This is a genomic window from Pantoea sp. QMID4, assembly GCF_030270445.1.
Classification (GTDB): domain Bacteria; phylum Pseudomonadota; class Gammaproteobacteria; order Enterobacterales; family Enterobacteriaceae; genus Pantoea; species Pantoea vagans.
Map to the genome: position 1 here is coordinate 129,194 of NZ_BSXL01000007.1, position 24,113 is coordinate 153,306.

Annotated in this window: 23 protein-coding genes; 9 read left to right on the forward strand and 14 right to left on the reverse strand. The window is 53.9% G+C overall.

Going from position 1 to position 24,113, the window contains the following annotated elements; translation table 11 throughout:
* Positions 1-17 precede the first annotated feature (17 nt).
* The 3 genes from nusB to pgpA are packed head-to-tail and all read left to right on the forward strand — an operon-like array spanning position 18 to position 1,954.
* Positions 18-437, forward strand: coding sequence for a transcription antitermination factor NusB (gene nusB, locus QSK07_RS16635; protein WP_098051325.1), 420 nt, complete (start codon positions 18-20; stop codon positions 435-437).
* Between the two features lie 55 nt (positions 438-492).
* A complete protein-coding gene (thiL, locus tag QSK07_RS16640) occupies positions 493-1,470 on the forward strand; it encodes a thiamine-phosphate kinase (RefSeq protein ID WP_285720928.1) in 978 nt (325 codons plus the stop codon).
* Complete coding sequence (pgpA, locus tag QSK07_RS16645) at positions 1,415-1,954, forward strand: phosphatidylglycerophosphatase A (RefSeq protein ID WP_285720927.1); 540 nt, start codon at positions 1,415-1,417, stop codon at positions 1,952-1,954. The genes thiL and pgpA overlap by 56 nt, the downstream gene beginning before the upstream one ends.
* A 64-nt stretch (positions 1,955-2,018) precedes the next feature.
* On the opposite strand, the gene QSK07_RS16650 is transcribed toward pgpA, so the two are convergent.
* The 4 genes from QSK07_RS16650 to xseB all read right to left on the reverse strand — a co-directional run bounded on the left by QSK07_RS16650 (position 2,019) and on the right by xseB (position 6,101).
* Complete coding sequence (locus QSK07_RS16650) at positions 2,019-2,993, reverse strand: aldo/keto reductase (protein ID WP_285720926.1); 975 nt, start codon at positions 2,991-2,993, stop codon at positions 2,019-2,021.
* 81 nt (positions 2,994-3,074) lie between these two features.
* Entirely contained in the window at positions 3,075-4,940 is a 1,866-nt protein-coding gene (dxs, locus tag QSK07_RS16655; protein ID WP_098051321.1) for a 1-deoxy-D-xylulose-5-phosphate synthase, read from the reverse strand.
* Between the two features lie 19 nt (positions 4,941-4,959).
* Entirely contained in the window at positions 4,960-5,859 is a 900-nt protein-coding gene (gene ispA / locus QSK07_RS16660; RefSeq protein WP_098051320.1) for a (2E,6E)-farnesyl diphosphate synthase, read from the reverse strand.
* On the reverse strand, positions 5,859-6,101 hold the full coding sequence (xseB, locus tag QSK07_RS16665) for an exodeoxyribonuclease VII small subunit (protein WP_275219968.1): 243 nt from the start codon (positions 6,099-6,101) through the stop codon (positions 5,859-5,861). The genes ispA and xseB overlap by 1 nt, the downstream gene beginning before the upstream one ends.
* Before the next feature lie 232 nt (positions 6,102-6,333).
* Here xseB and thiI point away from each other — a divergent pair, with 232 nt between their 5' ends.
* Complete coding sequence (thiI, locus tag QSK07_RS16670) at positions 6,334-7,782, forward strand: tRNA uracil 4-sulfurtransferase ThiI (RefSeq protein WP_275219967.1); 1,449 nt, start codon at positions 6,334-6,336, stop codon at positions 7,780-7,782.
* 52 nt (positions 7,783-7,834) lie between these two features.
* Here thiI and yajL read toward each other — a convergent pair whose 3' ends face one another.
* Together yajL and panE are read right to left on the reverse strand one after the other, a co-directional pair.
* A complete protein-coding gene (yajL, locus tag QSK07_RS16675) occupies positions 7,835-8,431 on the reverse strand; it encodes a protein deglycase YajL (protein WP_098051317.1) in 597 nt (198 codons plus the stop codon).
* Complete coding sequence (panE, locus tag QSK07_RS16680; RefSeq protein WP_098051316.1) at positions 8,385-9,305, reverse strand: 2-dehydropantoate 2-reductase; 921 nt, start codon at positions 9,303-9,305, stop codon at positions 8,385-8,387. The genes yajL and panE overlap by 47 nt, the downstream gene beginning before the upstream one ends.
* Positions 9,306-9,440: 135 nt before the next feature.
* On the opposite strand from panE, the gene QSK07_RS16685 reads away from it, so the two are divergent.
* Positions 9,441-9,932: a YajQ family cyclic di-GMP-binding protein gene (locus QSK07_RS16685; RefSeq protein ID WP_098051315.1), complete on the forward strand. Its 492-nt coding sequence runs from the start codon at positions 9,441-9,443 to the stop codon at positions 9,930-9,932.
* Positions 9,933-10,617: 685 nt separating this feature from the next.
* On the opposite strand, the gene QSK07_RS16690 is transcribed toward QSK07_RS16685, so the two are convergent.
* From QSK07_RS16690 to QSK07_RS16725, 8 genes are all read right to left on the reverse strand, one after another.
* Complete coding sequence (locus tag QSK07_RS16690) at positions 10,618-11,982, reverse strand: MFS transporter (protein WP_285720925.1); 1,365 nt, start codon at positions 11,980-11,982, stop codon at positions 10,618-10,620.
* Between the two features lie 132 nt (positions 11,983-12,114).
* Positions 12,115-13,002 carry a heme o synthase gene (cyoE, locus tag QSK07_RS16695; protein ID WP_010255394.1) on the reverse strand — a complete coding sequence of 296 codons (888 nt, stop codon included), beginning with the start codon at positions 13,000-13,002 and terminating at the stop codon, positions 12,115-12,117.
* A gap of 13 nt (positions 13,003-13,015) precedes the next feature.
* Positions 13,016-13,345: a cytochrome o ubiquinol oxidase subunit IV gene (locus QSK07_RS16700; protein ID WP_008924889.1), complete on the reverse strand. Its 330-nt coding sequence runs from the start codon at positions 13,343-13,345 to the stop codon at positions 13,016-13,018.
* Positions 13,345-13,962 (reverse strand): cytochrome o ubiquinol oxidase subunit III, encoded by a 618-nt coding sequence (locus QSK07_RS16705; RefSeq protein WP_009091720.1) that lies wholly within the window; start codon positions 13,960-13,962, stop codon positions 13,345-13,347. The genes QSK07_RS16700 and QSK07_RS16705 overlap by 1 nt, the downstream gene beginning before the upstream one ends.
* Positions 13,962-15,944 carry a cytochrome o ubiquinol oxidase subunit I gene (cyoB, locus tag QSK07_RS16710; protein ID WP_013356988.1) on the reverse strand — a complete coding sequence of 661 codons (1,983 nt, stop codon included), beginning with the start codon at positions 15,942-15,944 and terminating at the stop codon, positions 13,962-13,964. The genes QSK07_RS16705 and cyoB overlap by 1 nt, the downstream gene beginning before the upstream one ends.
* 4 nt (positions 15,945-15,948) lie before the next feature.
* Positions 15,949-16,875, reverse strand: coding sequence for a cytochrome o ubiquinol oxidase subunit II (gene cyoA / locus QSK07_RS16715; RefSeq protein ID WP_285720924.1), 927 nt, complete (start codon positions 16,873-16,875; stop codon positions 15,949-15,951).
* A 444-nt stretch (positions 16,876-17,319) separates the two neighbouring features.
* Positions 17,320-18,810, reverse strand: coding sequence for a muropeptide MFS transporter AmpG (gene ampG, locus QSK07_RS16720; RefSeq protein WP_285720923.1), 1,491 nt, complete (start codon positions 18,808-18,810; stop codon positions 17,320-17,322).
* A gap of 57 nt (positions 18,811-18,867) precedes the next feature.
* Positions 18,868-19,446: a lipoprotein gene (locus QSK07_RS16725; RefSeq protein ID WP_013356991.1), complete on the reverse strand. Its 579-nt coding sequence runs from the start codon at positions 19,444-19,446 to the stop codon at positions 18,868-18,870.
* A gap of 286 nt (positions 19,447-19,732) precedes the next feature.
* Between QSK07_RS16725 and bolA the strand changes: the two genes are divergently transcribed.
* From bolA to clpX, 4 genes are all read left to right on the forward strand, one after another.
* Positions 19,733-20,047, forward strand: a complete 315-nt coding sequence (gene bolA, locus QSK07_RS16730) for a transcriptional regulator BolA (RefSeq protein ID WP_033731761.1) — start codon at positions 19,733-19,735, stop codon at positions 20,045-20,047.
* 293 nt (positions 20,048-20,340) lie between these two features.
* Entirely contained in the window at positions 20,341-21,645 is a 1,305-nt protein-coding gene (gene tig, locus QSK07_RS16735; RefSeq protein WP_110331458.1) for a trigger factor, read from the forward strand.
* Between the two features lie 335 nt (positions 21,646-21,980).
* Entirely contained in the window at positions 21,981-22,604 is a 624-nt protein-coding gene (gene clpP / locus QSK07_RS16740; RefSeq protein WP_010255410.1) for an ATP-dependent Clp endopeptidase proteolytic subunit ClpP, read from the forward strand.
* 135 nt (positions 22,605-22,739) lie between these two features.
* Complete coding sequence (clpX, locus tag QSK07_RS16745) at positions 22,740-24,011, forward strand: ATP-dependent protease ATP-binding subunit ClpX (RefSeq protein WP_003850494.1); 1,272 nt, start codon at positions 22,740-22,742, stop codon at positions 24,009-24,011.
* Positions 24,012-24,113 lie beyond the last annotated feature (102 nt).

The window sequence follows — 24,113 nt, forward strand, 5'->3', positions numbered from 1 at the left end:
TTTGTAAGGGGAATTTTGTGAAACCTGCTGCTCGTCGTCGCGCCCGTGAGTGCGCTGTTCAGGCGCTATACTCCTGGCAGTTGTCGAATAACGACATTGCCGATGTGGAATACCAGTTTCTGGCGGAACAGGACGTCAAAGACGTCGACATTACCTATTTCCGCGAACTGCTGTCCGGTGTGGCGACCAACAGTGCGTATCTGGATGGACTGATGAAGCCTTATCTGTCGCGTCAGCTCGAAGAGCTGGGACAGGTAGAAAAAGCTATCCTGCGCATCTCGCTGTATGAGCTGAGCAAACGTGATGATGTGCCTTATAAAGTGGCCATTAACGAAGGGATTGAGCTGGCGAAAGTCTTCGGTGCCGAAGACAGTCATAAATTTGTTAACGGCGTGCTGGATAAAGCCGGTCCACAAATTCGACCCACTCGCAAATAAACAAAAAGGCCGGCTTGCCGGCCTTTTTTCATGAAGAGTTAAGCGGAACGCAATTATGTCTTGTGGTGAATTTGAACTCATCGCACGCTACTTCAACCGCAGAACACGCAGCCGTCGTGATGTCGAACTCGGCATCGGTGACGATTGTGCGTTAATTAGCGTGCCGGAAAAACAGACGCTGGCGATCAGCACCGATACCCTGGTCGCGGGTGTGCACTTCTTACGGGATATTCATCCCGCCGATCTGGGTTACAAAGCCCTGGCTGTTAATCTTAGCGACCTTGCTGCGATGGGCGCCGATCCCGCGTGGCTGACGCTGGCCTTAACGCTGCCGCAGGTCGATGAGAGCTGGCTTTCTGCCTTCAGCGAAAGCCTGTTTGAACTGCTGGAATATTACGATATGCAGCTGGTGGGCGGCGACACGACCCGTGGCCCGCTGAGCCTGACGCTGGCGATTCACGGTCTGGTGCCGCAGGGCCGCGCCCTGAAACGTTCGGGCGCAAAGCCGGGCGACTGGATCTACGTGACCGGCACGCTGGGTGACAGCGCGGCCGGTCTGGCGCTGCTGCAGCATCACTGTCGCATCAGCGATCCGGCGGTGCATGAGGCGCTGATTAAACGTCATCTGCGTCCCATGCCGCGCATTCTGCAGGGGCAGGCATTACGTTCGCTGGCCTCCTCAGCGGTGGACCTTTCCGACGGCCTGATTTCCGATCTCGGCCACGTGCTGAAAGCCAGTGGCTGCGGCGCACGGCTCAACCTTGACGCGTTGCCGCTGTCGGCGGCGCTGCGTGACCACTTTGAATCTGAGCAGGTATTGCGCTGGGCGCTGAGCGGCGGGGAAGATTACGAACTCTGCTTCACCGTGCCGGAAGTGAATCGCGGCGCGCTCGATGTGGCGCTGGGCCATCTGGGCGTGCCTTATTCCTGTATCGGGCAGATAGCACCGGAATCGGAAGGCTTAATGCTGCTGGATAATGGTAAACCCGCCACCTTCCGTCATAAAGGGTTTGATCACTTTGATACTAAATAACGACGTGGCGAAAAGCCGCCTGCGGATGAGCAATCCCTGGCACCTGCTGGCCACCGGTTTCGGCAGCGGGCTAAGCCCGGTTGTGCCCGGCACCATGGGATCGCTGGCGGCCATCCCCTTCTGGTGTCTGATGACCTATCTGCCGCATGATCTCTATTCGCTGGTGGTGCTGGTTGGTATCTGCGTCGGCGTCTATCTTTGCCATCGCACCGCAAAAGACATGGGCGTGCACGATCACGGCAGTATTGTCTGGGATGAGTTCATCGGCATGTGGATTACGCTTATGGCGATTCCGGTCAATACCTGGCAATGGGTACTGGGCGGTTTTGTCGTGTTCCGTATTCTTGATATGTGGAAACCGTGGCCGATACGCTGGTTCGATCGCAATGTGCATGGCGGCATGGGGATCATGGTTGATGACATTATTGCTGGTGTGATTTCTGCGGCCATGCTCTACGGCTTTGCCGTCTGGCTGGCGGGCTAACGGCCAGCGCCGAGCACCTGACAGAAAGTGACGCTCTGACAGAGCGTCACTTTCTGATTCAGCTTTATTCGAATCCTACCGCCTGATGCGGCTGATAGACCTCTTCCAGCAGGGTAATCTCGTCGTCACTCAGCGTGACATCCACCGCCTTCACCAGATCATCAAACTGCTCTGCACGTGACGCACCAATAATCGGCGCCGTAACAGCAGGCTTGCTGAGCAGCCAGGCCAGCGCCACCTGCGCCCGCGTCACGCCCTTACTTTCCGCCACCTGCGCCAGCCGCTCTGCAATCGCGGCATCGTTCTCTTCAGTGTTGTCATAGAGCCTGGCCATCACCTGATCAGAGGTGGAACGCGCGGTGTTTTCACCCCAGGGGCGGGTCAGTTTACCGCGCGCCAGCGGACTCCAGGGCAGCACGGCGATCTGCTCTTTCAGGCAGAGCGGATGCATTTCACGCTCCTCTTCACGCTGAATCAGGTTGTACTGATCCTGCATGCTGACAAAGCGATGCCAGCCCTGTTCTGACTGCATCTGCAACGCCTGCGCAAACTGACTGGCGTGCATAGATGAGGCGCCGATATAGCGGGCTTTGCCGGACTGCACCACGTCATGCAGCGCTTCCAGCGTCTCATCCAGCGGTGTCTCATAGTCCCAGCGGTGAATCTGCAGCAGGTCGACATACTCCATGCCGAGACGCTGAAGGCTGTCATCAATCGATTTCAGGATATTTTTACGCGACAGCCCCTGTGACAGATTGGTGAGCGGGAAATAGACTTTGGTGGCGACCACAATCTCGTCGCGGCGGGCAAACTCTTTCAGCGCCCGACCCAGGATCTCTTCACTGCTGCCATCGGAGTAGCTGTTGGCGGTATCGAAGAAATTGATGCCCGCATTGAGCGCCTGCTGGATCAGCGGACGGCTGCTTGCTTCCGGCAGCGTCCAGGCATGATTACCGCGTGTGGGCTCGCCATAGGTCATACAGCCAAGACAGAGACGCGACACCTGCAGATCGGTGGTACCCAGTTGAATCGTTTTCATGGTGGAGGCTCCTGCGAAAGTGCAAAAGTTACAGCATAGCAGGATGTTGCGCTCCCGAGGGGGGAGCGCAGAGAGGAGAGATTACTGCGCCAGCCAGCGGGCGATTTGTTGCTGAATGCCCTCCGAGTCCAGCAGATAGTCATGACGCACTTCATCCTGCGTGCCCTGAGGGATGAATTCATCGGGCAGGCCGATGTTCAGTACCGGAATGCCCAGACGTTTCGCCATCACAAACTCATTTACGCCACTGCCCGCACCGCCTTTGATGGCGCCTTCTTCGAGCGTTATCAGCGAGTCGTGGGTTTTAGCGAGCTCGGCGATCAGCGCTTCATCCAGCGGCTTCACAAAGCGCATATCGACCAGGGTCGCGTTCAGCGCTTCCGCCGTGGCGGCGGCTTCCGGCAGCAATGTACCGAAGTTCAGGATTGCCAGCTTTTCACCCTGACGTTTCACTACTGCTTTACCCAGCGGCAGGCTCTGTAGTGGGGCCAGCGGCGTGCCGACACCGGTGCCGCGCGGATAGCGCACCGCACTCGGCCCCTCCTGATGGTGATAGCCGGTGTAAAGCATCTGCCGACACTCATTCTCATCGCTCGGCGTCATGATCACCATATCCGGCACGCAGCGCAGATAGGCGAGATCAAACGCACCCTGGTGAGTCTGACCATCAGCGCCAACAATACCACCGCGATCGATAGCAAACAGGACCGGCAGTTTCTGGATAGCGACGTCGTGGATCAGCTGATCGTAGGCGCGCTGCAGGAAGGTGGAATAGATGGCAACAATGGGTTTGTAGCCGCCAATCGCCATACCCGCTGCGAAAGTCACCGCGTGCTGCTCGGCGATCGCCACGTCAAAATATTGCTTCGGGAATTCACGTGAGAAGGCCACCATGCCGGAGCCTTCACGCATCGCCGGGGTAATCGCCATCAGCTTCGGATCGTTGGCGGCCATTTCGCACAGCCAGTTGCCGAAGATTTTAGAGTAGCTCGGCAGACCCTCTGCGCTTTTCGGCAGTTCGCCAATCGCCGGGTCAAATTTAGGAACGGCGTGCCAGGCAATCGGGTCTTCCTCTGCCGGGGCGTAGCCTTTACCTTTCTTCGTCATGATATGCAGGAACTGCGGGCCTTTCAGGCTGCGCATGTTGCTCAGCGTGTTCACCAGCGTCAGCACATCGTGACCGTCAACCGGGCCAATATAGTTAAAGCCCAGCTCTTCAAATAGCGTGCCCGGCACGACCATGCCTTTGAGATGCTCTTCGGTGCGTTTGACCAGCTCTTTGATTGGCGGCAGATTTGTCAGCACTCGCTTACTGCCTTCGCGCAGTCGCGCATAGGTTTTACCCGACAGGATCTGCGCCAGGCGATTATTCAGCGCGCCGACGTTTTCAGAGATCGACATCTCGTTGTCATTGAGGATGACCAGCATGTCCGGCTTGATATCACCGGCATGGTTCATTGCTTCAAACGCCATACCTGCGGTAATCGCACCATCGCCAATAATACAGGCGGTGCGACGGCCCTGGCCTTCACGTTCTGCCGCAGCGGCCATGCCAAGACCGGCACTGATAGAGGTCGACGAGTGACCGACGCTCAGGACGTCATATTCACTTTCACCGCGCCACGGAAACGGGTGTACGCCGCTTTTCTGACGGATAGTACCGATGCGATCGCGGCGACCGGTCAGAATTTTATGCGGATAAGCCTGATGACCCACATCCCAGACCAGATGGTCAAACGGGGTGTTATAGACATAATGCAGCGCGACCGTCAGTTCAACCACGCCCAGACCCGATGCAAAATGGCCGCTGGAGCGGCTCACACTGTCTAACAGATACTGACGCAGTTCATCACACAGCGCAGGCAACTTCTCTTTTGGCAGGGCACGCAGCGCCTGAACCGTGTCTGCCAGCGCCAGTGTCGGGTATTTAGCAATATCAAAACTCATCAGAGACTCATTATGGAAGTTATTTGTCGCGTTCAATTATGAAGCTCGCCAGCGCCTGCAGTGCTGTCGTGTTATAAGAGTGCGCAGCGAGCAATTCTAAAGCATCAAGCGCTTCCTGATACAAATCCCGCGCTTTAGCACGGGCACTTTCAAGGCCTAACAGTGAAGGATAGGTGCTTTTCCCCAGATCCTGATCGGCACCCTGACGTTTTCCGATCACGGCTGTGTCGCCGATCACATCCAGGATGTCATCCTGCACCTGAAACGCGAGACCAATCGCCTCTGCATAGCGGTCAAGCAGCGGTAGTGCTTCACGACCCGCATCGCCTGCCGTTAATGCGCCTAACCGTACCGCTGAGCGGATCAGGGCACCGGTTTTATGGCGATGGATCTGTTCCAGCTGATCGAGATCGACGGATTTGCCTTCCGCCGCTAAATCCAGTGCCTGCCCGCCACACATCCCGGCTACGCCACTGGCTTTTGCCAGTTCGGAGAGCATCATCAGTCGATATTCGGCGCTGACACCGGGCATTGCTCCATCGGCCAGAATGGAGAAGGCCAGCGTCTGCAGGGCATCGCCCGCCAGAATCGCGGTATCTTCACCATATTTAATGTGACAGGTTGGCTGCCCGCGACGCAGCGCATCATTGTCCATCGCAGGGAGATCGTCATGAATCAGAGAGTACGCATGAATGCATTCAACTGCGGCGGCAGGGGCATCCAGACTCGCCGGATTGGCGTGGAGCATTTCGCCAGTCGCGTAGACCAGAAAAGGACGCAGACGTTTACCGCCTAATAATGCCCCATAATGCATGGCATTCACCAGAGGAGAACTCTGAAAAGGGAGTGGATCTATAAAACGCGTCAGCGCGGCGTTGACCTGCTGCTGACAGGCGTCGAGTAAGCGGGCAAAATCCATCAGTCGTTTTCCGGCGTGAAAGCAGTGAGATCGGCATCTTTATCATCGTTAAGCAGAATACGGACCCGCTGTTCAGCCTGCTGCAGCGTCAGCTGGCCATTCCGCGCCAGCTGCACGCCGCGCTCAAATTCGTTCAGGGCTTCTTCCAGCGGCAGTTCACCACTTTCCAGACGGCTGACAATCTGCTCCAGCTGCTGCAATGACGTTTCAAAGCTGGCTGGCTGTTCGGCTTTTTTCGGCATATTTCGTGTCGACTCACGGTTGGGACATTATCTCGCAATCGGTCATGGTAGCTGAGACCCAATGATTAGCAAAATAATCAATGCGGCGGCTGATCGAGAAGCAGTCACCTGACAAAGGTGATATACTCCCGCGCCTCGGATGCGGTTGCGCCTTGCAGCCCGCAATTTTGTGATTTTACCAGCTAAGTGCCGCCTGTTTTAGCACTTATTTGCCCAACGAAGCTGTGTCGCCATGAAGTTTATCATCAAGTTATTTCCTGAAATCACCATCAAGAGTCCGTCGGTGCGTTTGCGTTTTATCAAGATTCTTGCCAGCAATATCCGCAACGTCCTGAAAACTGTCAGCGACGACATCGCCGTTGTGCGCTACTGGGATCACATTGAAGTGCGGTCAAAAAATGCGGCGCTTGCGGACATTATTCCCGATGAGCTTTCCCGCATTCCCGGTATCCATCACGTTTTAGCGGTTGAAGATCGTGAGTACACCGATATTCATCACATCTTTGAACAGACTCTGGCGCAGTATCGCGACAGTCTTGAAGGCAAGAGCTTCTGCGTACGTGTAAAACGTCGTGGTAAGCATAGCTTCAGTTCGCAGGATGTAGAGCGCTATGTGGGTGGCGGTCTGAATCAGCATATTGAAAGCGCCCGCGTGCAGCTTAAAAATCCTGACGTGACGGTGAACCTTGAAGTGGAAGAGAATCGCCTGACGCTGGTGACGGCACGTTACGAGGGTCTGGGTGGTTTCCCGATCGGCACGCAGGAAGATGTGCTGTCGCTGATTTCCGGTGGTTTCGACTCCGGCGTCTCCAGCTATATGCTGCTGCGCCGCGGCAGCCGCGTGCATTACTGCTTCTTTAATCTTGGCGGCGCCGCCCATGAGATTGGCGTCCGTCAGGTTGCCCACTATCTGTGGAATCGTTTTGGTCGTTCACACCGCGTGCGGTTCGTGGCAATCAATTTTGAGCCGGTGGTGGGTGAGATCCTCGAAAAAGTGGATGATGGCCAGATGGGCGTGGTGCTGAAGCGCATGATGGTGCGTGCCGCCTCGACGATTGCTGAGCGCTACGGCGTGCAGGCGCTGGTCACAGGTGAAGCGGTAGGGCAGGTGTCGAGCCAGACGCTGACCAACCTGCGCCTGATTGATAACGCGTCAGATACGCTGATTCTGCGTCCGCTGATCTCTTATGACAAAGAGCACATCATCAACGTTGCCCGGGAGATCGGCACCGAAGATTTCGCCAGCACCATGCCGGAATATTGTGGCGTGATCTCAAAAAGCCCAACGGTCAGAGCGGTAAAAGAGAAGATTGCGGCTGAAGAGCAGAATTTTGACTTCTCGATTCTGGATCGGGTTATCGAAGAAGCGACCAACGTCGATATCCGTACCATCGCTGAGCAGACGGAAGAGGAGGTGGTGGAAGTTGAGACCGTCGCGCTTCTGAGTGACAACGATGTGGTGCTGGATATTCGCTCTATTGATGAGCAGGAAGAGAAGCCACTGACGCTGAACGCCACGGAAGTGAAATCACTGCCGTTCTATAAACTCAGCACGCAGTTTGGCGACCTCGACCAGAACCGCACCTGGCTGCTCTACTGCGATCGCGGTGTGATGAGCCGTCTGCAGGCACTTTATCTGCATGAGCAGGGCTTTAAGAACGTTAAAGTCTATCGCCCGTAGTCATCGCTCTGAGCCAGTCAGTACCTGTTCAGGTCTGACTGGCTTTCTCGTTTTAAGCCTGATAATCATAAATGCCGGGAGCCAGCACCAGCTGTGCAGCGACCTCACGCGCCATCTCTTTTCCCGCCAGCAGATCGATTAACTTCAGCGCAAAATCCATTGCCGTGCCAGGTCCCTGACTGGTCAGCAGATTAACGCGCGGATCCCAGACGACACGGCGCTCCATCCACTTTTCCTCCGGAATCGTCTCTTTCAGGCCAGGAAAGCCGGTCATGTTACCGACCGGGAAGAGATCGTGAGGGATCAGCACCGTGCCTGCAGCTGCGCATATCGCGGCGACAATCTTCTCATTGAGGTGAAACTGACGCACCGTTTCGACCAGCAGCGGACTGTCACGGAAGGTCTCAGCCCCTTTCAGGCCGCCGGGCAGGACGATGGCGGCGAAATCGTTGTCGGCGACTTCAACCAGCGTGACGTCAGTCAACAGGCGAACACCGCGCGAGCAAACGATCTCCCGGCTGCCATCACTTTCGACGCTGGCGGTAACAACCTTCAGCCCGGCCCGAACCAGCAGGTCGATGGTGGTGACAGCTTCGGTTTCTTCACTGCCATGTGCCAGGCAAACCAGCACCGATGCGTTCGCGGTCATAATGGGACTCCTTGTGTTTTACAATGTCATACAGACGAGTGTTCTCCGTTAGCACCAGGCCGTGCATCCGGGCGCGGCGCAGCAGAAAGCCGCTGATATAATCGATTTCGGTGAGCCGCTGGGCGCGCACGTCCTGCAGCATCGAAGAGGTATTGGCCGCCGTGCTTTCTATCACGTCGAAGATGATGTCCTGCAGGCTATCGCTGGCCACGTTCTGGCCTTCGCGCTCCATGACCCAGCTGATCTCTTCGCACAGTTGCGCAATCTGTTCCGGATACGCACGTAGTGCGCCGTTCTGGCATTCATACTCCACGCTAAGCGGGTTGATGACGCAGTTGACGGCCAGTTTGCGCCAGCAGGCCGCCCGGATGTTGTCATGCCATGCAACATCCGGCAGGGCAGGGTGCAGGATGTCGGCGAGGTCACTGTAAGCGGCGCTTTTACGGTTACCGGGACCAATGTGGGTGATGCCACTGGCGATGTGCTTGATAACGGTGCCATCACGCATCGCTGCATGCGTTGTGACGCCACGCAGGAGTGGCTGAGTCAGCCCTTTGAGTTCCTCCAGCGTACCCATACCGTTGTGCAGCAGCAGCACCGGGCAGTTTTCTGGCAGCACACTTTCCAGATTCTTCACGGCGGGTGAGACCTGTGGCGCTTTGAGTGTGACCAGCAGCAGCTGGCTTTCCGCCAGGAACAGCGGATCGTTGGCAATAAACGTGCGATTCGAGATGTTGCCCTGAGGATCGATCACATTGGCTGAGCAGTAAGGCTGCGGCACGCGCAGCCATCCCTGCACCTCATGTCCCTGGCGGGCAAGCGCTGTCAGCCAGACCTGACCCAATGCACCGCAACCTAACACGGTAATTTTCATGCTGCCTCCCGCTGGCGGGCTATCCATCTGTTATTTACTGTCATACCTACATTATAGCGTTGTGTGCAGTCTGATTTTATTTAGCACCTTAAGACGCGTATTATGCATGTCACTTTAGCGTCAGGAGAAGAAGAGATGCCATCTTTCGATATCGTTTCAGAAGTCGATCTGCAGGAAATTCGCAATGCGGTGGAGAATGCCAACCGTGAAGTGTCTACCCGCTTCGATTTCCGCAACGTGAGCGCCGAGTTTGAACTCAACGAAAAGAATGAAACCATCAGGATCACCAGCGAGTCTGATTTCCAGGTTAAGCAGCTGGTCGACATTTTGCGTGAAAAGTTGCTGAAGCGCGGGATTGAAGGTGGAGCCTTAGAGGTACCGGAAGAGATTGAGCACAGCGGCAAAAGCTGGGCGGTCGATGCCAAACTGAAGAAAGGCATTGAGAGCGACGTGGCGAAGAAGCTGGTGAAGCTGATTAAGGACAGTAAGCTGAAAGTGCAGACCCAGATTCAGGGTGAAGCATTGCGTGTGACCGGCAAAGCGCGTGATGATTTGCAGGGTGCGATGGCGATCGTGCGCGGCAGCAATCTGGGCCAGCCATTTCAGTTTAAAAACTTCCGCGATTAAGTGGGGGAGGCTGTTTTTTTTGGCCTGAATGCAGTGATGAAAAACCCGGCTCAGGCCGGGTTTTTCATTGTTGAGCTGTAAGCCGTCTGGATGATGGCGTTCTGGCTCAGGGAGCCTGTGCCTTTCGCAATGACGCAAAAGCGCCATCCATGGCTGGCTCAGCACGGGCGATTACGCACCTCATCCCTGAGGTGCGCCCGTAAACGGGCCAACGCTTAGCGTTGTTCAAAAACGCTCCCGGCGTTTTTGTCCCTGGCCCGCTATGCTTTGCTACAGGCACAGGCTCCCATCGCTTTGAATTTCTGAGTCGTCTGTAAGAAGTTTTTAGTAGGATTTGAGGCCGCGGAGTACGTGCTGGCTCCAATCGCTTTACTGGATTAGACAAGTTTAATAAGGGACTGGATTGGGTTTAATTTGCGCAAAAAACTTAAATCTGGAGGGGGGGGAACCTGGCAGCAGCGCAAAAGCTTGTGAGGCGCAGGGAACATGGGCAGAAGAGGAAAGCGTCCCGCGCCAGGACGGCGCGGGCCGGGCATGCCATGGATGGCGGGTTTTGCGACTTTCCGATCTGACCGTGTTTCCTGAGCCAGCTCGATCATACAGCGAAACGGGCTGGTGCCTGGCTTTCAAGCCGTTTCCCAATGTACGCACCATCTAACGGCTAAGCATGCGATCCTACTTTTTATCAGCAACTCCCCAGCAGCGCTTCCAGCTCAGGGCGGCTGGTGACCTTACTATCAATTTTGATATACGCGCTTTTCTCTTCAGGCACGATAAACACGGCGTTAACGCCTTTCTGAGCCTTCAGACGCTGCTCCAGATTCGGCACAGCCAGTGCAGCATCACTCAGCACGATGCGCAGGCTGCTGACATAAGGCGGCTCCTGCATCGTCATGCTGACAAACAGCCATGACGCTGCCACCATCGCGCCTACCAGGAACACGGTCTGCGCATCGAAATGACCAAATACCCAGCCACCCATGCTGCCGCCAACGGCCACGCCCAGAAACTGGCTGGTGGAATAAATCCCCATCGCCGTACCTTTGTAACCTGCGGGCGACTCTTTACTGATTAGCGAGGGCAGAATGGCTTCCATAAGATTAAAGGCGAAGAAGAAGAGCTGAACACCCACTACCAGCGTCCAGAAGTGGCCTTCTGCACCCCACAGCACGATCTCAGCAATCACAATCATCCCGACGCAGCCGACAAAGACGCGCTTCATACGGCGCTTGACTTCGGCATAAATGATGAACGGCACCACGCCGGCAAAGGCGATCAGCATCGTAGAAAGATAAACTTTCCAGTGCTCGGAGGCCGGGAATCCAGCCTGTTCAAACTGTCCGGGCAACGCAACAAAGCTCGACATCAGCAGGACGTGCAGGCAGAAAATACCGATGTTGAGTTTCACCAGACGCGGATTCGCCAGCACTTTGCGGAAGCTGCCTTTCACCATGCCCGATTCACGGTTCAGGACATGATGGGAAGCCGATGGCACCACGAGAAGGGTGATCACAATTCCCAGCGAGGCCAGAATCGCAATCATCCAGAACAGCGCATGCAGACCCAGTGCATGAGTCACAACCGGACCGACCACCATCGCAATCGCGAAGGTCACGCCAAAACTGATGCCGATAAAGGCCATCGCTTTGGTACGGTTCTGCTCACGGGTTAAGTCGGATAACAGGGCCATCACCGCAGCGGCAATCGCGCCCGAACCCTGTAGTGCACGGCCCAGAATAATGCCCCAGATGGAGTCGGTGCAGGCAGCAATAACGCTGCCCAGAACAAACAGCAATAGTCCGCCGACGATTAACGGCTTACGGCCGATGCGATCGGAGAGCAGACCAAAAGGAATCTGAAATATCGCCTGGGCAAGGCCATAGATCCCAATCGCCAGGCCAATTAAGGTTTCACTCGCGCCCTGTAATGCCATGCCATAAGTGGTCAGTACCGGCAGGACCATAAACATCCCAAGCATACGCAGGGAAAAGACCGTACCGAGGCCCCATGTGGCGCGCAGCTCCACCGGAGTCATTTTATTATCGTTCATTCCAACCTCTGTTAATGTGCTGCATTTATTCTAGGGGCCGGGGCAGGGCGGGTAAAACAATAGTTTTTAAGCAGTGGTAACAAAAAGAAAGGGCGCGAAAATCGCGCCCTTTTCATGCTGTATCAGTGCCGGTTACCAGACGTATGTCAGCAGATCCTTCGAAGCCGGAGCCATCGAATCTACCGACATCATCACGCTCAGCGCGGTGATGGTCACGATAGAGAAGACAAACAGCTTACGCGCCCAGACACGGTCATCTGCGGTTTTGTAACCCGATAACGCCATGCCCAGCCACCAGACGCTGACCGCAGCGGCCACCACCAGGTATTTGTAGCCTGCGTAACCGCCCAGCGTCAGCATCAGCGTGGCAATCATAAACGCCAGGATATAGAGCGTAATATGATTCTTCGCGACGGAAATGCCTTTCACCACCGGCAGAACCGGAATGTTCGCTGCCTGGTAATCTTTAAAGCGGAAGATAGCAATCGCATACGAATGCGGCATCTGCCACAGACTAAAGATAGCCAGCAGGATCAACGCGCCAGCATCAAACTGGTTAGAGACGGCGCAGTAGCCGATAACCGGCGGCGCAGCACCCGACAGGCTGCCAATCAGCGTTCCGTAAACGGAATTACGCTTCATGTACAGGCTGTAGATGCCCACGTACACCACGAAGCCCATCACCGCCAGCCACATGGCCAGCGGATTAGCACCGAAGTAGAGCAACGCAAAGCCAGCAATACCCAGCACAGTGGCATAAACCAGGCTTACTTTCGCGGAGATAAGGCCTTTTACCAGCACCCGATTCCTGGTTCTCTCCATCTTGATGTCGATGTCGCGGTCAATCACGTTGTTGAAAACACAACCCGATGCAACCACCAGTGACACGCCCACCAGGGTGATGAGAAACAGGGCGTAATCCGTGTTGCCTTTGGAGGCCAACAGGAATCCGCCGATCACAGAAATTAAATTCCCGAAAATAATTCCTGGTTTTGTAACTTGCAGGTATTGCTTAAACATTACGCGTGACTCTTTAGTGAGGCATCATGTTGTAGTTGAGGTTCCACATGATCCACAGTGAGCCTACTACGACAATCAGGATGATGATGGCCGAGAAAACAATGGCTACCATGTTCCAGCCACCCTCAGATTTGCTGTCCAGGTGCAGGAAATAAACCAGGTGAACCAGCACCTGAATAACCGCACACACCAGAACAACACCGAGGATAGTACCGTGAGATGCACTGCCATCCATCACCATCCAGAACGGGATTGCCGTCAGGATGATAGAGAGGATGAAGCCGATCATGTAGGACTTCACGCTACCGTGTGAAGCGCCATGTTCGTTAACAGAATGACTCATTACATGGCTCCCATCAGGTAAACAACGGTGAAGACGCAAATCCAGACCACGTCCAGGAAGTGCCAGAACAGGCTCAGACACATGATACGGGTGCGGTTAGTCGCGTTCAGGCCACGTTTAGAAATCTGGAACATCAGAACCAGCATCCAGATCAGACCAGAGGTCACGTGCAGACCGTGGGTACCAACCAGCGTAAAGAAGCCTGACAGGAAGCCACTGCGATCCGGACCAAAGCCTTCAGCAATCAGGTGATGGAATTCATAGATTTCCATACCGATGAAGCCCAGACCGAACAGGAAGGTCAGCGCCAGCCAGCCGATAACGGCACCTTTTTGCTCCTTGTTCATGGAGATAACAGCCATGCCGTAAGTGATCGAACTCAACAGCAGCAGGGCGGTTTCTACCAGAACAAACGGCAGCTCAAAGATATCTTTACCTGCCGGGCCACCGGCAGTGTTGTTGACCATGACGGCATAGGTCGCAAACAGGGTTGCGAAGATAATGCAGTCACTCATCAGGTAGATCCAGAAGCCAAAGACTTTATTGGCTCCTGCATCGTGATGCCCATGCTCCGCATGGGCGTCGTGGTGATGTTTAATCAGAGTTTCAGTTGACATTATTTCAGACCTGCTTTGCTGATTTCGTCAAAGTGCTGGTTCTCAATCTTCTGAACTTCGGCAACCGGAACGTAGTAATCCACGTCTTCGTCGAAGCTCTTCACGATCCAGGTAACGATCATGCCGAGGAATGAAAGACCCGCCATCCACCAGATATGCCAGATCAGCGCGAAGCCCATCACAGTAGCGAATGCGCAGATGACGATTGCCGCACCACTGTTTTTCGGCATATGAATCTCTTCATACGATGCCGGCTGTTTGTACGCTTCGCCTTTCTCTTTCATTTCCCAAAACGCATCACGCTCATGGACATGTGGGATCACAGCAAAGTTATAGAACGGTGGTGGTGAAGAAGTTGCCCACTCCAGCGTACGACCGCCCCACGGGTCACCTGTCACATCACGGTTCTGATCGCGGTCACGTACCGAGACGTAGAACATGGTCAGCTGACACAGGATACCCAGTGCAATCAGACCCGCACCGACCGCAGCAACCACCAGCAGAGGGTGGAACTGTGGATCGATATCCTGGCTCAGACGACGGGTCATACCCATGAAGCCCAGTGCGTACAGCGGCATAAAGGCAACGAAGAAACCAATGATCCAGAACCAGAATGCGCGCTTACCCCAGGTTTCGTTCAGGGTGAAGCCGAATGCTTTCGGGAACCAGTAGGTCACGCCCGCCATACAACCGAAGACTACACCACCGATGATGACGTTATGGAAGTGTGCAATCAGGAACAGACTGTTGTGCAGAATGAAGTCAGCGCCCGGAACGGCCAGCAGAACGCCGGTCATACCCCCTACAGAGAAGGTTACCAGGAAGCCAACGGTCCACAGCATGGCAGAGTGCATCTGAATGCGGCCCTGATACATGGTGAACAGCCAGTTAAAGATTTTAACCCCGGTCGGAATCGCGATGATCATCGTCATGATACCGAAGAAGGCGTTAACGTTGGCACCCGCACCCATGGTGAAGAAGTGGTGCAACCAGACGATGAACGACAGCACGGTAATGGCGATGGTCGCCCAGACCAGTGAGGTATAACCAAACAGACGTTTTTTGGAGAAGGTCGCGGTAATTTCTGCGAATACACCAAACACCGGCAGCACCAGGATATACACTTCCGGATGGCCCCAGACCCAGATCAGGTTGACGTACATCATCATGTTCCCGCCCATTTCATTGGTGAAGAAATGGAAGCCGAGATAACGATCAAGGGTCAGCAGCGCCAGGGTCACGGTCAGAACCGGGAACGCAGCGATGATCAGGACGTTGGTGCACAGCGCGGTCCAGGTAAAGACCGGCATTTTGAACAGGCTCATGCCCGGTGCGCGCATCTTCAGGATGGTCACGAAGAAGTTAATACCGGTTAAGGTCGTACCAATACCTGAGAGCTGAAGGCTCCAGATCCAGTAATCGACCCCGACGCCGGGACTGTACTCCGCGCCGGAGAGCGGCGGATAAGCCAGCCAGCCGGTCTGTGCGAACTCGCCCACACCCAGAGACAGGTTAACCAGGATCACACCGACCGCGGTAAACCAGAAACTCAGGTTGTTCAGGAACGGGAACGCAACGTCACGTGCACCAATCTGCAACGGAACGGCGATGTTCATCAGGCCAACCACGAAAGGCATCGCCACGAAGAAGATCATAATCACGCCGTGCGCGGTAAAGATCTGGTCGTAGTGATGCGGTGGCAGAATGCCCGCTTCACCGGCCGAAGCCATCACCTGCTGAGTACGCATCATAATGGCATCTGCGAAGCCACGAATCAGCATGACGAACGCCATGATGATATACATGATACCCAGGCGTTTGTGGTCAACTGACGTCAGCCATTCAGACCACAGATATTTCCACTTACCAAAATAGGTGAGCGCAGCAACCAGCGCAGCACCACCTATCAGGATAGCGGCAACCGTAACCATGATAATCGGCTCATGGTACGGCACTGCATCAAGTGTTAATTTTCCTAACATCGTATTATTCCTCGGCTCCCGCGGAAGCGGCGTGACTCATGTCCATACCTTCATGCTGTGGCATGTCCATTTTCCCGTGGCTCATCTTGAACTTGTCCATAACTTGCATGAACAGTTTCGGATCAGCTGAAGAGAAATATTCCACCGGATGATTTTCGCTTGGCACAGCCACTTTCTCGAAATCTTCCATGGTGGTCAGCGTGTTAGGGGCTGCTTTAACTTTAGCCACCCACTGCTGGAATTCCGCATCGTCTTTGGTTGCAATGGCTTTAAACTTCATGCCAGAGAAACCACGACCACTAAAGTTCGCAGAGATACCGTCGAAAATGCCTGGCTCATTCGCAATCAGATGCAGTTTGGTCTGCATACCCGCCATCGCATAGATCTGGCTGCCGAGTGTTGGAATGAAGAAAGAGTTCATGACGGAGTTAGAAGTGATTTTGAAGTTCACCGGAGTATTTGCCGGGAAGGCAATCTGGTTCACGGTCGCAATACCCTGTTCCGGGTAAATGAACAACCATTTCCAGTCCAGTGCAACCACATCGATCTCAACCGGTTTCACATCAGATTGCAGCGGTTTGCTGGGCTCCAGTGCGTGGGTTGATTTCCAGGTCAGTACGCTGAGGAAGAGAATGATCAGGATCGGAATGGTCCAGACCACGGCTTCAACCTTGTTAGAGTGTGACCAGTTAGGGCTGTACTTCGCATTCGTGTTGGACGCCCGATACTTCCAGGCAAACACCACGGCCATCAGGACTGCGGGAATCACGACGATCAACATCAGGCCAAAGGCGGTCAGTATCAGCGAACGTTGCTCCAGTGCAATCTGTCCTTTGGGATTTAACAATGCACTATCGCAGCCACTCATTAATAAAGTGCCTGCAATTAATGACAAAATCCCCAAACTTTTATTGTATTTACTGAGTCTCATTTAACGACCTCAATGACAAAGGGCTCTATTGTCGTTTAAGTGTGCGCGCATTTTACGGGAAGGTTTATGCAGTGTAAACCAGCTTAAGGATGTGTCAGATACGTGTTGACACCTTTTGCTAAGGGTGTCACAGATGTTGCGCCAGGTGACAAATAATTAACGCAGACAAGCAGTTGGCATCAATATAACAAAAACCGATGGAAGTAACCGTAAAAAAATCAGGGAAAGGAATAACCCTTACTTTTAACTCCCAAATATTTAACAAGTCTGCATCATTTGCGCGATGAAATTTAACTAAAGTAATTGCTAACCGGTTTTTAGTATTTCCGCTACGCCTCCTCAGGATCTATTCTTAATTTTTAAAAAATAACACGCGATGATAAATGACGGCGACTTATCCGGACGTCACAAAATAAGCCGCAGCCGTAAACCTATCGATTTCACTTAAGCATCTGACGCGGGCAACACCGGCGTTCTCTTCAGCGCCCTGTAATCCAGCAACACCCCGGCAAGCACCGCCAGCAGAGAGAGGCTCATGCCCAGTTCAAACAGGCGGGTCAGTAGCGGTGCCAGCGCAGTCAGCCCCAGTGCATTCAGTGCCAGCGCGACCAGCCAGAGAGCCAGCACGCCGCAGCCGGCTGCAAACAGACGATGAGTCCAGCGATAGCCATGAGGATAGTAGCTTCGTGTGAGGAAATTGCCACTCTGCTCGACCTGATTAAGCGTCTGGCGACAAAAAGCCAGCAGCACCAGGCCCGGTACACCCGCGACCACCGTGAAAGCATAAAAAGTTGGCCAGCCCCAGAGTTCTACCAGCCAGCCTGCTGCGGGGCCGACATAGACCCGGCCAACTGCAGAGAGCGCCGATAACAGGGCAAACTGGGTGGCTGAGAACGATTTATTGCACAGTGTCATTAACAACGCGACAAAGGCCGCGGTGCCCATGCCGCCGCAAAGATTTTCGACAAAGACTGCGCTGGCCATGCTCCATAACTGTTTGTCAGTGACCGCCAGCAGCCAGTAACCAAAGTTTGACACCGCCTGTAGCACGCCGAAAATCAGCAGCGCCCGGAACAGACTCAGACGCTGCATCAGTACGCCGCCATAAAGCGCCCCGATAATGGTCGCCAGCAGACCCAGCGTCTTGTTGACCAGGCCGACGTCACCGGCATTGAACCCGACGCCGCGGATCAGAAAAGTGGTCGTCAGCGAGGCGGCAAAGGCATCGCCCAGCTTGTAGAGAATAATCAGCGTAATGAGCAGCCAGGCGTTGTTGCGCTGAAAGAAATCGTTAAGCGGGTCGACAACTGCCTGTCGCAGTGAATGCGGGGTGGATATGCGCGAGTCCGGCTCGCTCGCCATCAGGGTAGCGATAATGCCGGGCACCATCATCAGCGCCATCAGCCAGTAGGTTGCCTGCCAGCCCAGATAACGGTCAGCCAGCCACAAGGCCAGTCCGCCTGAAATCAGCATCGCCAGTCGATAGCCCAGCACGGTAATGGCCGCGCCGCTACCGCGCTCTTCAGGTGGCAGAATATCGGTTTTCCAGGCGTCAAAAACGATGTCCTGCGAGGCGGAGCAGAAAGCAATCAGCACTGCCAGCGCCGCCATCAGGGTCAGATCGCGTCCTGGCTGCAGAAATCCCATCGCGACAATCCCGCCCACCAGCGCCAGCTGACTCAGCAGTAACCAGCCGCGACGCCGGCCGAGAAATGGCGGCGTATAGCGGTCCATCATCGGCGACCAGAGAAATTTGAAGACATAGGCCTGGCCGACCAGTGAAAAGAAGCCGATGGTTTTCAGATCGACATTTTCCACCGTCATCCACGCCTGCAACGTGCCCGAAGTCAGTGCCAGCGGCAGTCCGGAAGCAAAACCAAGGAGCAGCAGTACGGCGGCGTTTTTCTGGCTGAAGAGGCGAAGATAGTGGTTCATGCGGATCCTGCAGATAACAAAAAGCCCTGCACGAGGCAGGGCAGAGGTGAGACGGTATTAACGGGCGTTCTGCTTGATGAAGTCGTTAACGCTGGTGTCCTGTGCCATATCCGCGATCACATCGCTCATGGTGGCATTCACCGCGTTAGTAATCTTCTGGTTATTGGCGTTGAACGCGCCTTCTACGCTGTAAGTCTGGCGGTAGTTTTTAACCTGCTTGTTGCCATTTTTCGCAGTCGCGATGATAGAGATGTCCGCTTTTGTGGTGATGCTGTAGCGCACATTGCCCTGCGTCACGTCAGCATAAAGGTTGTTAACAACGATTTGCAGATCGACCGCGCCATCAGGGCCAATCATATAACCACGTGCGGTCATCTGTTTCTCCAGCACCTCCTGCAGCAGGAAACGGAGATCGCGCGAAGGCGTCAGGGTCACTAACTGACCGTCACGGTTAACTTTGGCCAGCGCCTGATCTTTACGCTGATCGGCACCGTTAATACTCACAGTCACGCCCATCAGGCCTGGATCCTGCTGTGGCAGCTGAATCTTAGGCTGGATAGTGAGGGTATTATTGCTGGTTGCACAGCCGGCTAAAATGAACGCAGCCAACAGTGGGAATAACAGTTTTTTCAACATACTTTTTCTCGTTGGTGTCAGGGGGTTGGTTTGCAAAAACTGCGGCCATCATAGCATTGCCCGGCAGTGAAAAAAGCCCTGTTACGGGTGAAATTGTCTCTGAAACCGTTTTAAGCCCCTTCTCTGACAGGCTGGTTTGCTGATGGTTTCGACTACGTTATGATGCGTGCCGGAAGCGGGCTGACATAAAATGCAATATTTAGCGTCTGCCTGCGGGTAAGCGCACTAAAAGCGACTAAGATTGAATGAGATGGGGCACCGCGCTCGCCATTGAGGAGTAATAGCCATGATCCGCGAACAAATAGAAGAAAAGCTGCGTGTGGCGTTTCAGCCAGCTCATCTGGAAGTGCATGACGAAAGTTACCGGCACAACGTGCCTGCTGGTTCGGAAAGTCACTTCAAAGTGGTTATTGTCAGCGACTGCTTTGCAGGCCAGCGCTTCCTGGCGCGTCATCGTCTGATTTATAGCGAACTGGCGGCTGAATTAGCGGGCAGTGTCCATGCTTTAGCCCTGCATACTTACACCCTGAAAGAGTGGGAAGGGTTGCAGGATACCGTTCTGGCTTCGCCTAACTGTCGTGGTGCCGGAAGTCTCGCCTGATCTCCTTTCTCTGAAACGGCCTGCTGGCCGTTTTTTCTGTGAATTAGCGAAAAACGCGATCCCTGGCTCAAAAAAGCAGCAAACCTGCTGAAAAGTGGTGAGTTAGCGTTCTCGACTCATTCCAGCGATGCCGCTATAATGCTGCGTCTATTTTTCCGGAATGTCTTCGGGACGCTTCTGGTAACAGGGATCAGGTTCTCTTCACGGAAGCCGTCCCGGTTGTTGGATACGGCGCATTTCACTATGTGTGGTGTCTGAAGTTGACCGAGCACGTGATTTTTTGAGGTAACAAGATGCAAGTTTCTGTAGAGACCACTCAGGGCCTGGGCCGTCGCATTACGATTACTGTTGCAGCTGACAGCATCGAAAGCGCAGTAAAAAAAGAACTGGTTGACGTTGCCAGGAAAGTTCGCATCGATGGTTTCCGTAAAGGCAAAGTGCCGATGAACATCGTGGCACAGCGTTACGGCGCTTCTGTCCGTCAGGACGTGCTGGGCGAGCTGATGACGCGCAACTTTGTTGACGCCATCATCAAAGAAAAAATTAATCCGGCTGGCGCACCAAACTACGTGCCAGGCGAATACAAAGAAGGTCAGGATTTCACCTACGCGGTTGAATTCGAAGTTTATCCGGAAGTTGAGCTGAAAGGCCTGGAAAACATCGAAGTTGAAAAACCTGTTGTTGAAGTGACTGATGCTGACGTTGATACCATGCTGGATACACTGCGCAAGCAGCAGGCCAACTGGATCGAAAGCGATGCAGCTGCAGGCCCGGAAGATCGTGCAACTATCGATTTCAACGGTTCTGTTGATGGTGAAGAGTTCGAAGGCGGCAAAGCCACTGATTTCGTTCTGGCCATGGGCCAGGGCCGCATGATCCCAGGCTTTGAAGAAGGCGTTGTGGGTCACAAAGCGGGCGAAACGTTCACTATCGACGTAAAATTCCCGGACGATTACCATGCAGAAACCCTGAAAGGGAAAGATGCGAAGTTCGAGATCGTGCTGAAGAAAGTTGAAACGCGTGAGCTGCCAGAGCTGACTGAAGAGTTCATCAAACGTTTCGGCGTTGAAGATGGTTCAGTTGCCGGTCTGCGTACTGAAGTACGTAAGAACATGGATCGCGAGCTGAAAGGCGCTATCCGTAACCGCATCAAAACCCAGGCGATCGACGGCCTGGTTGAAGCGAACGAAATCGACGTGCCAGCTGCGCTGGTTGACAGCGAAATCGACGTTCTGCGTCGTCAGGCTGCACAGCGTTTCGGCGGCAACGAACAGCAGGCGCTGGAACTGCCACGCGAACTGTTTGAAGAGCAGGCTAAACGCCGTGTTGTTGTCGGTCTGCTGCTGGGCGAAGTGATTCGTACCCACGAGCTGAAAGCTGACGAAGCGCGCGTGAACACCATGATCGAAGAGATGGCTTCTGCGTATGAAGATCCGAAAGAAGTTATCGAGTTCTACAGCAAGAATAACGAGCTGATGAACAACATGCGCAACGTCGCGCTGGAAGAGCAAGCGGTTGAAGCGGTCCTGGCGAAAGCTAAAGTGACCGAGAAAGAGACCAACTTCCAGGAACTGATGAATCAGACTGCTCAGGCCTGATCACGCAGTTAACCGTCTGTGCTAAGCCCGTGACTGAAAAGTCGCGGGCTTTTTTGTGTTTTGCGTACAGAACGCGACTCTTCGCTGCTATTTGCTTAATTAATCGGCAAATTATTCACGCATCGCTTTTTCCGGGTTAGCGAACAGGGAAAAGATTGTTATGCTTGAAACATGCGTGCAGCATCCCCAGATAGTGTGAGTATGCAGAATGAAGAGTGAGGCTGGCTGATTAACCGTCCTGAAGGTGTCGGAAAAGGTGCGACGTGGAGTTTCCCGCGCGTCTTACGTAGAATCGGTACAGAATGTTGCCAATGAAATTTATCCAGGAGACGGTAATGTCATACAGTGGCGATCGTGAATATACTGCACCGCACAATGCGCTGGTGCCAATGGTGGTTGAACAAACTTCGCGTGGTGAGCGTTCTTACGACATCTACTCCCGTCTGCTGAAAGAGCGCGTTATCTTTCTGACTGGCCAGGTTGAAGACCACATGGCGAATCTGATCGTGGCGCAGATGCTGTTTCTGGAAGCTGAGAACCCGGAAAAAGATATCTATCTTTACATTAACTCGCCAGGCGGTGTGATCACGGCCGGCATGTCAATTTACGACACCATGAAATTTATCAAACCAGATGTCAGCACCATCTGTATGGGACAGGCCTGTTCTATGGGTGCGTTCCTGCTGACAGCGGGTACTAAAGGCAAGCGTTTCTGTCTGCCAAACTCGCGCGTGATGATCCACCAGCCGCTGGGCGGCTATCAGGGCCAGGCGTCAGACATTGAAATCCATGCGCGTGAAATCCTCAAAGTTAAACAGCGTATGAATGAGCTGATGGCTGAGCACACCGGTAAAACGCTGGAAGAAATTGAGCGTGATACCGAGCGTGACCGTTTCCTCTCTGCAAATGAAGCGGTAGAGTATGGATTAGTCGATTCAATTCTGACGCATCGCCAATAAGACCCCGACTTACCGTTGTCCCTGGTCTATAGTTAACAGGACAACGGTACTATTATGGGTTGAATGAATTTCGGCCGTCCCTGTACGGCCTGAGCCGTACGCGGGTATGGCCTGAGAACAAGAAGAGGTTAACTGATGACAGATAAGCGCAAAGACGGTTCAGGAAAGTTGCTGTACTGCTCTTTTTGCGGCAAAAGCCAGCATGAAGTGCGTAAGCTGATTGCCGGGCCGTCAGTGTATATCTGCGATGAGTGTGTTGATCTGTGCAACGACATCATTCGCGAAGAGATTAAAGAAGTTGCCCCGCATCGTGAACGTAGTGCGTTGCCAACCCCACATGAAATTCGCCATCACCTCGATGATTATGTTATTGGTCAGGAAAGAGCGAAGAAAGTGCTGGCGGTTGCGGTTTACAACCACTACAAGCGTCTGCGTAATGGCGATACCAGCAATGGCATCGAACTGGGCAAAAGTAACATTCTGCTGATCGGCCCGACCGGTAGTGGTAAAACGCTGCTGGCAGAAACGCTGGCGCGCCTGCTGGACGTGCCATTCACTATGGCTGACGCTACCACGCTGACTGAAGCCGGTTACGTGGGTGAAGACGTTGAAAACATCATCCAGAAACTGCTGCAGAAATGTGACTACGACGTACAAAAAGCACAGCGCGGCATCGTTTATATCGATGAAATCGACAAAATCTCACGTAAGTCAGATAACCCGTCGATTACTCGTGACGTGTCAGGCGAAGGTGTACAGCAGGCTCTGCTTAAACTGATTGAAGGCACCGTGGCTGCCGTTCCGCCGCAGGGTGGACGTAAGCATCCGCAGCAGGAATTTTTGCAGGTTGATACCTCGAAAATTCTGTTTATCTGCGGCGGCGCATTCGCCGGCCTGGATAAAGTGATCTCCCAGCGTGTGGAGACTGGATCCGGTATTGGTTTCGGCGCTACCGTAAAAGGGAAGTCGCAGAAAGCCAGCGAAGGCGAACTGCTTTCACAGTGTGAACCTGAAGATTTGATCAAGTTTGGTCTGATCCCAGAGTTCATTGGTCGTCTGCCTGTGGTCGCGACCCTTAGCGAGTTGAGTGAAGAAGCACTGATTCAGATTCTGCGTGAGCCAAAAAACGCCCTGACAAAACAGTACCAGGCGCTGTTTAACCTGGAAGGCGTTGAACTGGAGTTCCGTGACGAGGCATTAACGGCCATTGCGAAGAAAGCAATGTCACGTAAAACCGGTGCTCGTGGCCTGCGTTCTATTGTTGAAGGCGCGCTGCTGGAAACCATGTATGACCTGCCTTCCATGGATGACGTGGAAAAAGTAGTGATTGATGAATCAGTTATTGAAGGTCAGTCTGAGCCCATGCTGATCTACGGCAAGCATGAAGCACAGGCATCTGGCGAATAATTAAACAGATCGTCCATGTTGTTCTATTAAAAAAGGGGAAAATGTTTCCCCTTTTGCTTTTCTCGCCTCTGTGACGTTGAATGTCGGACAATCATCCCCATA